The sequence below is a fragment of the Pseudomonas agronomica genome, assembly GCF_025917275.1.
Classification (GTDB): domain Bacteria; phylum Pseudomonadota; class Gammaproteobacteria; order Pseudomonadales; family Pseudomonadaceae; genus Aquipseudomonas; species Aquipseudomonas agronomica.
Genome location: NZ_JAOSHO010000005.1, coordinates 36,562 through 47,029, shown reverse-complemented (window position 1 = coordinate 47,029; position 10,468 = coordinate 36,562). Strand labels below are relative to the sequence as shown.

The following is a 10,468-nucleotide window of genomic DNA, read 5'->3' as shown; positions in this document are numbered from 1 at the left end:
CAGCGCGATCCAACGGTTGCCGACTGCCGTGACGGGCGCGCTGTCCTTTATCTACCCGATCGCGGCGATCTTCGTCGACTGGTTCGCCTTCGGCCATCGTCTCGAATCGCTGCAATGGCTGGGCGTGGCGGCGATCCTGCTGGCGGCTGCCGGCATGCAGCAGGGCTGGGGCCTCAAGTGGCGCCGCGCAGCCCTGTCCTGAACAACGGAGGCGGGTCAGAAGATGTAATCGGTGGTCAGGAAGTTTGAATCCCGTTCCCGGATGATGTCGCTGATCAATGCCTTGTTGTTCTCCTGGAACTTGGTCGCCACCAGCGTACGGATCGAAAAGGTGCGCAGGGCATCGTGTACCGACAACGTGCCTTCGGCGGAGTTTTTCCGGCCATTGAACGGGAAGGTGTCGGGGCCGCGCTGGCACTGGGCGTTGATGTTGATGCGCCCGACCTGGTTGGCAAAGGTGTCCACCAGCTTGCCGACTTCGGCCGGGTTGGTGCCGAAAATGCTCAATTGCTGGCCGAAGTCCGACTCCAGTACGTAGTCGACCACGGTGTCGAGGTCGCGATACGGCACGATGGGCACCACCGGGCCGAACTGTTCTTCGTGATAGACCCGCATCGCCGTGTTCACCGGGTAGAGCACGGCCGGATAGAAGAACGAAGCCCTGGATTCTCCGCCGTGCTGGTTCATGACACCCGCGCCTTTGGCGATCGCATCGGCCACCAGCGAATGCAGATAATCGACCTTGCCGGCTTCCGGCAACGGCGTCAGGGCCACGCCGTCCTCCCAGGGCATCCCAGGTTTTAGGGCGGCGAGCTTGGCATTGAATTTCTCGATGAACGCCGGGGCGACGTCTTCGTGAACAAACAGAATCTTCAGTGCCGTGCAGCGTTGGCCGTTGAATGACAGCGAACCGGTCAGCGCCTCGCTGACGGCGTTATCCAGGTCGACATCACGCAGCACCAGGCCGGGATTCTTTGCATCCAGCCCAAGGGCGGCACGCAGGCGATGTGGGCGCGGATGAAGTTTCTTGAGGTCGCTGGCGGCTTTGTTGGTGCCGATGAACGCGAAGATGTCGATCTTGCCACTGGCCATCAGCGCGCTGACGGTTTCTCGCCCACTGCCGTAGATCACATTGATGACCCCGGCCGGAAAGCTGTCGCGAAAGGCTTCCAGCAACGGACGGATCAGCAGCACGCCAAGCTTGGCGGGCTTGAATACCACGGTGTTGCCCATGATCAGGGCGGGAATCAGCGTGGTGAAGGTTTCGTTCAGCGGATAGTTGTAAGGGCCCATGCACAGGGCGACGCCCAAGGGGACGCGGCGGATTTGCCCGAGGGTGTCCTGCTCCAGTTCGAAGCGGCTGGAGCGACGGTCCAGTTCCTTTAGGGCATTGATGGTGTCGACGATGTAGTCGCAGGTACGGTCGAATTCCTTCTGGGAGTCCTTCAGGTTCTTGCCGATTTCCCACATCAGCAGCTTGACCACGGCTTCACGTTGTTCGCGCATGCGCGCCAGGAAGGTTTCGACATGACGGATGCGTTCGGCGACGCGCATCGTCGGCCATGTGCCCTGGCCGCGATCATAGGCCCGGACGGCGGCGTCGAGCGCGGTGAGTGCTGTCTCGGCATCCAGCAGCGGGGTGCTGCCGAGGATTACCTGTTCATCGCCATTGGAGCCTGCCAGGTAAACCGGGCTGCGCACGGTGGCAAGGGGGCCTTGCCAGGTTCTCAGGACGCCATCGACCAGGTATTCCCGTTGTTCGACCGGGTCACCGAGACGGTAGGCCTCTGGAACGTCAGCGGCGCTGGGAAACAAATGGGCGAAGAGGTTGGCTGTGGTCATATCGTTACTCCATCAATGAAATGAGCCGTGGGCTGACAGTCTGCAGCGCTTTTAGCGTTATACGCCTTAATGGAGGTGTTTTCGAAGCGGCAAGGGGCGGGCGGCCAGGCTGCCTGCTCCCTCGCAGGGAATGCATCGAAGAGAAAGGCGGACGTTTTACCAACGCATCCGCACGCCCAGGCTGGCGATGACTCCGTTGAGGTCGTTGTCATCGACGTCACTGCTGTAGTCGGCGCTGACATACAGGCTTACCACCGGCGTCACCCGGGCGACCAGGCCCAAGCCGACTTCAACGGTGGAAGATTTGCGGCTGCTGCTGATCTTGTCGACCTTGTCCAGGGTCAGGGTGTCGGCGCTCTGGACCGTGTGCCAGAGGTTCGTGCGCACGTAGGGCTCGACGCCCAGGCCGTTGACCTGATAGTTGCCTTTGAGCCGGGCGCCGACGCGACCGCTCCAGGTGCTCAATTCATTGCTGTCACTCTTTTCACTGGAGGGCGTATCCAGGCTGACGCGTTGATTGATCAACTGTGCCTGGGGCTCGACCACCCAGTTGTCACTGATGCCGATGGGAAATCCACCTTCGACCGACAGTGTGACGGCACTGCCCTCGGTGGCTTGGCGCAGGCCCTGTTCGTTCAGGCTGAAGCCATTGACCCGTCCACCGCTTGCGCTCAGGTCGACGTGCCAGCCGGCGGGTCCGGTCAGGCTCCAATAAGCGCCAAGGTTTTCACCCTTCAGACTCAGGGAATCCTGGCCCGGCTCGGCCAGCGCAGGGGGCACAAGCATCCCGCTGCTATTGGCTGTGAGCTGGCTCTGGCCACTGATCAGACCCATGCGTTGGGTGTGGCCGCTGACGTTTCGCAAGGTGAACAGCGCGGGGCTTTTGCCCGGGACGGGGTCATTGCTCGCCTGGCTGCCGGTGGGTGTCCGGCCATACCAGGGGGCTGAGAGGGGATCTTCCAGTTCTGCCTGTACTTGCATCGACGAGCATAGCAACAAGGAAGTCGAGACGGTGCAGAAGGTGGTTTTGAATTCCTTTGGGCGGGGGGACGTTTTCATGGGGGTCTGCCTTGCAATCGCATGCATTTCTCGCTTAGGGCGTCTCTCCTACCCCGAATGAGGGGCGACCGAATGGGATGAGGCAAACCTCTGGCGGCCCGCGATGGCGGGTTCCAGAGGCCTGCCCCTGACTGTATTCCGGGGGGTAGTACGTTGTAGTCAAGAGGACCGTTGCGGTCACGTCAAGAAATTGGCCGACAAATGGCAGAGTGAAATCACCTAGGGCTAACTAAATGATTTTACAGCTATAAAATTGACCTGTTCTGGGCGTCAAGTCTTCGTCGTCTCGTCCTACCAACTAATCCGCACACCCACATTCCCAGCCACGCTGCGTTGTTGGTTGCTGTCCAGATTGTTGCTGTAGTCCACACCCGCATAGGCGCTGACTGAGGTTGCCAGGCTCACGTTAACGCCGACGCCCAGATCCGCCGTGGAGGCCCGCTGTTCGGTCTCGATGCGTTGGGTGTCGTCGAAGGTCACCGAATCGGTGCCGGAAAACGTATGCCAGAGATTGGCTCGCAGGTACGGCTCCACCGGTAAGCCACTGACCAGGTAACTGCCCTTGAGCCGTGCGCCGAGGCGGCCGGTCCAGGCGCTGTCCGAATCGAATTCGACCTTGGAAATCCCATCGTCCTGGCTGTCGAGGGAGATTCTCTGATGAATGACCTGGGCCTGGGGCTCGAAGACCCAGTCGCGAGTAACCGCGAACGGATAGCCAGCCTCCATCGACAGGGTCAAGGCTCGCCCGCGATTGTCGATTTTCATCCCGCGTTCGGATCGGTTATCGCCATTCAAGCGAGTGCCCATCACCACCGCATCGAGGTAGCCACCGGATGGGGCGATCAACGTCCAATAGAGCCCGTAGCTGTCGCCGTCGAGTTCGACCTTGCCGGCGCGTCGACCTTTGAAGCCGAGGTTGAAGCCGTCGACGTTCCCGTTCAACTCCGTATGCCCGACAAGGAAGCCGATGCGCTGGGTCTGGCCGTCGGAGGTCGGCGCAGCGTATAGGTCATTACCCACCTGAAAGCCCTTGATGGAGCCGTCGAAGCGCGGTGTCACCGTGCCGGCCCAGGTCTGGTCGAGGTCCTTTCCATAGGCTCGGCCCCAACCTGCGCCAAACGCGCCAGTTTCCGTCAGCAGGCGTTGATCGCCCTGGCGATCGTGGAACGTGCCCAGGGCCATCAGGGTCAGTTGCGCCGCCGCCGGAGGCAATACCGACCAGGTCGGTACTTCCGGACGGTACAGGGGAATGGGCGCGGCGCCTGGTACGGCAACCGGCAAGGGCGGCAGCCTTGGGCTGGGCGCGGCCACCGGGCCGGCCACTACCGTTGAGCGCAGGTACCAATTGTTGGCGTTGCCGGTCACGCCACCCTTGAACAGACGATAATCGAATGCCCCCGCCGAGACTGATTGCGCCAAGGAGAAGGCACTGCTGTTGCTGACGGCACCGCCCTGGGCCCGGACGAGCTCGATGCCGTCCCGGGCAGTCACGGCGCCGGCGCCCCCCAGGTTCGTGACGGTAATGGCCGTGCTGCCGGTGAGCGTGCCACCGTTGACGATCAGTTTGTCACTGGGTGAGTCATCGGCCCCGAGCACCGTTTGCAGGCGTAACTGGCCGCCGTTGCCTGCGTAATTGCCTTGCACCGTGAGGGTATCGTCAGCGCGGGTGTTGCCGTCGGCAAGGTCGATTGTCCCGGCGTTGTCGAGTGCGGCCATCTGCCCAGCGGTGAACGGCGCGACGACGCCTTGAGTCGCTGTCAGCACACTGCTGCTGTCGATATCGAGCACGCCTGTGCCGCTCGTGCTGTCGCCCAGGACAAGCGTATCGCTGAGGTCCAGGCGCGAGCCCTGGGAAAGCTTGATGGTTTCAAAATTGACATAGCGGGCGCCCATGCTCGTAGTGCTGCCCTCGAACGCAAGAGCGTCCTGGCCCAACCCGCCGTCTACCCGTGGCGTGACGCTCAACGCTGCCTCATGGAGGACACGCAACGTCGCTGTGTCGTTACCGTCGCCCATTAAAATGGCCGAGCGGATCAGACCGCCGCTCCACTCCAATCGGTCATCGCCAAGGCTGGTGCGGACTTCCCCATCGATCTCGCCGCCGCTTATGCTGATGCGGTCGTTGCCATCGCTGACGCTGACGTTGCCGCCAATGCGTCCTCCCGACACGATGATGGTGTCCTGGCCGAAACCCGTCACCAAGTTGCCAATGATCGTTCCGCCCGACATGTCGAAGACGTTGTCATCCAGCTTCATGTTCACTCGCCCGATGGTGCCACCGGTCATCTTGGCAATGTCGCCGTCTTCGAAGGCGTTGGTGATAGTACCGCCCGTCATCAGGAACCTGTCGATGCCATCACCCTGCGACAGCGACAGAATTTGGCCGCCGTTCATTTCGAACACATCTTCTTGGGAACCTTGCTCGACGTCACCGTTGATCACGCCGTTGGCATTGACCAGGATGCGGTCGGTTCCGGCATCGAAAGTGACATTGCCCTGGATAAGCCCCGTGCCGGAGACGGTCAGGGTATTGTTGCCGGACAGGTCTGTAAGCCCGGCTGCTTGGGTGCCGCTGTCACACACATAGGCGTCATTGCCTGCCGTGGGCGTCAACGTGCAAGCCGCCATGGTGGAGGGAACCGGCAACAGGAAGGGAGCCGCTCCCCACAAGAGCTTGAACAAAAGATGGGAACCCTGATCGCGCCGAATCATGTGCTATCCCTCTGCATGGGCATCCCTGGCATGCCGGTTCCAGCATGGGTTGCACGACAGATGGCACACAGGACCCGGCAACGCTCGCTGTATGCAAAGCACGCTAACAACGAATGAAAAGGGTCGCTACTGTCAGATCTTACAGGTGGATGCGCTCAGGCCTGGCCGCTACAGATGGACTTCCACCGACAGTGGAAGGTGATCGCTCAGGTGCGTCCAGGGTTTGTTGCCAAGTATCTGCGGGGCGTGGCTGGTGGCGTTGCGCAGGTAGATCCGGTCCAGGCGCAGCAGGGGGAATCGGGCCGGGTAGGTCCGGGCGGGGCGCCCGTGGTGCTGTTCGAAGGCCTCATGCAGGTATTGGCGACGGGCGAGGGTGACGTTGCCGCGCAATTGCCAGTCGTTGAAATCGCCAGCGATGATGACCGGAGCGTCTTCCGGCAGGGAGTCGAGGAGCTTGCAGAGCAAACTGAGCTGCAATTGGCGATGACTCTCCAGCAGGCTCAGGTGCACGCAGATGCCGTGGACTTCGGCGTGGCCCGGTACGTCCAGCACGCAATGCAGCAGCCCACGCCGCTCGGGGCCTGTGATCGACACGTCGAGGTTGCGGAACTGGCGGATCGGGTACTTGGAAAGCAACGCATTGCCATGGTGGCCGTCCGGATACACGGCGTTCCGACCGTAGGCGAAGTCGCTCCACATGCTGTCGGCCAGGAATTCGTATTGGGATGTCTGGGGCCAATTGTCATAACGCGTGGCATGACGATCATGTTCGCCCAGCACCTCCTGCAGGAACACCAGGTCAGCGCCTGTGCTGCGCACCGCTTCGCGCAGCTCGGGCAGGATGAAGCGGCGGTTCAGGGCAGTAAAGCCCTTGTGTGTATTCACCGTCAGAACACGCAGTCGATGAATCGCCGCGGGCGGTCCCAGCGGTACTGATTCTTCGGCCCGCCAGTCGGGATCGCGAGTCACGTTCACTCCTGAATCAGACGTCTCTGTTCATGCGACTGACGGCGGCTGCGGCAGTTCCGGAATTCTTGATGGGCAGGACCCTCGCAGGCAACAAAACTGTGTGGGAGCGAGCTTGCTCGCGATAGCGGTAGATCAGTCGAATGAGAGGCTGGCTGGGCTATCGCGAGCAAGCTCGCTCCCACAGGCCCTGGGGTTCAGATAAAGACGATTTCATAGGGCATGCCCATGCGGTCGAGGATGACCCGCGGCACGAGCGGTGCAATGCCGTTGGCGGGCTCGCCGTTCAGTTGGCTGGTGTAGGCATGCATGGCGTGACGCTTGCGGGCGGTGGTCCAGACGTCCAGGCGTAACTTGCGCGCTCGGTGCCAAGGAATCTTGTTCTGCTCGCGAACGGGCCAATGCCAGGCCCATACGGGTAGCTCGTTGAAAGCTGCACCGACAATTTCGGCGGCCTGGGCGCCTGCGCGACCGACCGTCTCGTGGTCGCTGTCGCCATCCATGCGCCAGGTGCTGAATACCACGTCGCCGGGTCGCAGGTGATGACGAATAAGGGCGGTCAGTTGCGCTTCATGTTCGGCCAGGCCTTTCTCCGGGAAACCGCCGCGCACCCATTGCAGACCGTGGGACGGCACGCCCAGGCGATGCAGGGCATCCACGCTTTCCTGGGGATGCGGACGGAATGTACGCAGTCGTTCATCGGACCATAATGGCGAGCCGGGATGGCTTGGGACGCCGTCAGTGACCGAGATCAACAGCATGGGTTGGTCCAGGTTGCTCAATAACTGGAGCAGGCCGCCGCACGCACCGACCTCATCGCCGGGGTGAGGGGCCAGGATGACCGCGCGGGCGCCTGGTGGAATCAGGGTCTGGGTACTGATGATGGGAATGTCGGCCAGTTGCGGCGAGCTGTTCCATATCTGCGGATGCTGTCGGCCTTGCGAATGAGAGGCTGGTTTCATCGAAGTACGTCCTTGTGGTGTTCAATCCTGCAGTCACACAGTGGGCCGACCGCCCATTGCTGCCCCTAAGGGCCTGACTGTGAGTTGCGCTGATCCGAGTCCTGGAGCTTCGCGCAGGGAAAGTATTGACCATGCCGGCGGTTTCGTCGCGTCGGAATGTGTATCTGAACCGCATTTTTTGCATTCGAACTGCGCTGCATTGCGACAGAAATCGCGTCCTTGCGGTTTCCGCCGTCTTGTCGCCGCCTATCGCATGCGCTTATTCCTCTTCTTCGCGTTGCAATTCGAACAACAATAGCGAACGTCCGGTCACTGAATATTCGCAATCAAATTCAAAACGTTCCTGGCCGCGCACCAAGGGTTGGTTGGTGTCCACCATGCAGGTCCAGAAACTGCCTTCAGGTACCTCCGGCAGGCGGAAATTGACGATGTCATGGTGCGCATTGACCACCAGCAGCAACGTGGCGTCGCCCCCTTTGCGGCGGATGCCGGTTTCCTGGGCGCGTCCGTCCATCAGCATGCCCAGGCAGCGACCGTGGCTGTCCTGCCATTGCTCGATGGTCATCTCGCTGCCATCCGGGGCCAGCCAGGTGACGTCCTTGACGCCGATGTCCTCGTTGTAATTGCCAACGAGGAAGCGTCCGCGCCGCAGGATCGGATAGGTCAGGCGCAGCTTGATCAAGCGCTTGACGAACTTGAGCAGCGCCTCGCCATCCTGGCTCAGGTCCCAGTTGACCCAGCCGATCTCGCTGTCCTGGCAATAAGCGTTGTTGTTACCGTGTTGGGTACGGGCAAATTCGTCGCCCGCGACAATCATCGGTGTGCCTTGGGCCAGCAGCAAGGTCGAGAAGAAATTGCGCATCTGCCGATGGCGCAGGGCGTTGATCTGCGGATCGTCCGTCGGGCCCTCCACGCCGTGGTTCCAGGACAGGTTGTTGTTGCTGCCGTCCTGGTTGTTCTCGTCGTTGGCCTCGTTGTGTTTATCGTTGTAGGAAACCAGGTCATGCAGCGTGAAGCCGTCGTGGGCGGTCACGAAGTTCACCGAGGCGTACGGACGACGCCCGCGCTGGTTGAACATCTCGCCCGAAGCAGTCATGCGGCTGGCGAAGTCGGCGAGTTGGCCGTCGTCGCCTTTCCAGAAGGCGCGCACGGTGTCGCGGAACTTGTCGTTCCACTCGACCCAGCCCGGCGGGAAACGCCCTACCTGATAGCCGCCAGGACCACAGTCCCAAGGCTCGGCGATCATTTTCACCTGGCGCAGCACGGGGTCCTGTCGACAGGCGACAAGGAAGCTGTGGCGTTCGTCAAAGCCGTCATGGTAACGGCCAAGGATGGTCGCCAGGTCGAAGCGGAAACCGTCTACATGCATTTCCGTGGCCCAATAGCGCAGGGAGTCGGTGACCATCTGCAACACGCAGGGGTGACTCAGGTCCAGCGTGTTGCCTGTGCCGGAATCGTTGATGTAATAGCGTTTGTCGTCGGGCATCAGCCGGTAGTACGAGGCATTGTCGATGCCGCGCATGGACAGGGTCGGGCCCTGTTCATTGCCCTCGGCGGTGTGGTTGTAGACCACGTCGAGAATGACTTCCAGGTTGGCCTCGTGCATGTGCGCGACCAGTTCCTTGAACTCGGCGATCTTGCCGCTGGCCAGGTAGCGCGGGTCCGGGGCAAAGAAGGCAATGCTGTTGTAGCCCCAATAGTTGGTCATGCCTTTGTGCAGCAGGTGCTGGTCGTTGACGAAGGCGTGGATGGGCAACAGCTCCACCGAGGAAACGCCCAGCTTGCGAATGTGTTCGAGCACATCGTCGACCATCAGGCCGGCGAACGTGCCTCGCAAGTTCTCCGGCACCGAAGGGTGGCGCATGGTGAAGCCGCGCACGTGGGTTTCATAGAGGATGGTCTTGTCCCACGGCACGGTGACCCGGTGATCATGGCCCCAGGTATGGGCCGGGTCGATGACCTTGCATTTGGGCACGAACGGGGCACTGTCGCGCTCATCGAAACTGAGGTCGCCGTCCGGGTGGCCGATGGTGTAGCCGAACAGTGCTTCAGACCACTTCAGCTCCCCGACCAGTTGTTTGGCATAAGGGTCGATCAGCAATTTGTTGGGATTGAAGCGATGGCCATTCTCTGGGTCGTAAGGGCCATAGACCCGGTAACCGTAGATAAGCCCGGGGTGCGCGTCGGGTAGATACCCATGGTAGATTTCATCGGTGTATTCCGGCAGTTCGATACGTTCGAGCTCGACTTCGCCGGTGTCATCGAAAATACACAGTTCCACCTTGGTCGCATTGGCTGAGAACAACGCGAAATTGACCCCCAGGCCATCCCAGGTCGCGCCGAGCGGAAACGGCAGCCCTTCACGAATCCGCGAGGCCTCGATAACGGGCGGCGGCGTGGTTTTCTTTGGACGGGTCATAGTTGCTCCTGCAAAAGACAGATTCGGTAATGCGGTTCACGCGGGGCAGGGTGGTGCCCGATGCTTGTGGCGAGGAGACAAATCCCCAGGCCACAAGCGAACCCCTTCGCTGAAAGAAGGACAGGATTGAGAACGATGAGTTCGGTGGATCAGACCGCTGGTGGCTTGCGCGCCGCTCGTGGCTTTTTAGCGGTGGCCTTGTCGGCAGGCGGCACCACCGCAGCGGTCGCCGCGGAAGGCTTCGCAGCAGGCTTGGCCTTGGGCGTCGTGCTTTTCGTGGCGGCCTTGGCAGCGGGGCTCTTGGCCGTGGCGGGCTTGGCGCCATCCGTTTTGCTGGCGGCGGACTTGCTCGCAGCCTTGGGCGGTTTGCTCGGTGCCAGGGCTTCGGCTTCCGCCAGTTTGCGCGCCATCTCCCAGTGACGCTTTTCCTCCCCGGCGGGCTTACCCTCGGACTCCCAGATCTGATAGGCAAATTCACGAATGCGTTTATCGTCGGTACTCATCGCAG

The 10,468-nt window shown here is 61.3% G+C and carries 8 protein-coding genes; 1 reads left to right on the top strand and 7 read right to left on the bottom strand.

What is annotated here, in order from left to right; genetic code table 11:
• Nucleotides 1-202 (top strand): EamA family transporter (locus tag OC610_RS01190; RefSeq protein WP_264426149.1); only part of this gene is annotated, 202 nt, incomplete at its 5' end.
• A gap of 14 nt (nucleotides 203-216) precedes the next feature.
• On the opposite strand, the gene OC610_RS01185 is transcribed toward OC610_RS01190, so the two are convergent.
• The 7 genes from OC610_RS01185 to OC610_RS01155 all read right to left on the bottom strand — a co-directional run bounded on the left by OC610_RS01185 (nucleotide 217) and on the right by OC610_RS01155 (nucleotide 10,463).
• Nucleotides 217-1,842, bottom strand: a complete 1,626-nt coding sequence (locus OC610_RS01185) for an NADP-dependent glyceraldehyde-3-phosphate dehydrogenase (protein ID WP_264426148.1) — start codon at nucleotides 1,840-1,842, stop codon at nucleotides 217-219.
• Between the two features lie 156 nt (nucleotides 1,843-1,998).
• Nucleotides 1,999-2,901 carry an autotransporter domain-containing protein gene (locus OC610_RS01180; protein WP_264426147.1) on the bottom strand — a complete coding sequence of 301 codons (903 nt, stop codon included), beginning with the start codon at nucleotides 2,899-2,901 and terminating at the stop codon, nucleotides 1,999-2,001.
• A gap of 291 nt (nucleotides 2,902-3,192) precedes the next feature.
• Nucleotides 3,193-5,613 (bottom strand): autotransporter family protein, encoded by a 2,421-nt coding sequence (locus OC610_RS01175; protein ID WP_264426146.1) that lies wholly within the window; start codon nucleotides 5,611-5,613, stop codon nucleotides 3,193-3,195.
• Nucleotides 5,614-5,781: 168 nt separating this feature from the next.
• Nucleotides 5,782-6,582: an endonuclease/exonuclease/phosphatase family protein gene (locus OC610_RS01170; protein WP_264426145.1), complete on the bottom strand. Its 801-nt coding sequence runs from the start codon at nucleotides 6,580-6,582 to the stop codon at nucleotides 5,782-5,784.
• Between the two features lie 194 nt (nucleotides 6,583-6,776).
• On the bottom strand, nucleotides 6,777-7,541 hold the full coding sequence (locus OC610_RS01165; RefSeq protein ID WP_264426144.1) for a PIG-L deacetylase family protein: 765 nt from the start codon (nucleotides 7,539-7,541) through the stop codon (nucleotides 6,777-6,779).
• A gap of 259 nt (nucleotides 7,542-7,800) precedes the next feature.
• Nucleotides 7,801-9,960 carry a glycogen debranching protein GlgX gene (gene glgX / locus OC610_RS01160; protein ID WP_264426143.1) on the bottom strand — a complete coding sequence of 720 codons (2,160 nt, stop codon included), beginning with the start codon at nucleotides 9,958-9,960 and terminating at the stop codon, nucleotides 7,801-7,803.
• A 149-nt stretch (nucleotides 9,961-10,109) separates the two neighbouring features.
• Nucleotides 10,110-10,463: a DUF2934 domain-containing protein gene (locus OC610_RS01155; protein ID WP_264426141.1), complete on the bottom strand. Its 354-nt coding sequence runs from the start codon at nucleotides 10,461-10,463 to the stop codon at nucleotides 10,110-10,112.
• Nucleotides 10,464-10,468: the final 5 nt, after the last annotated feature.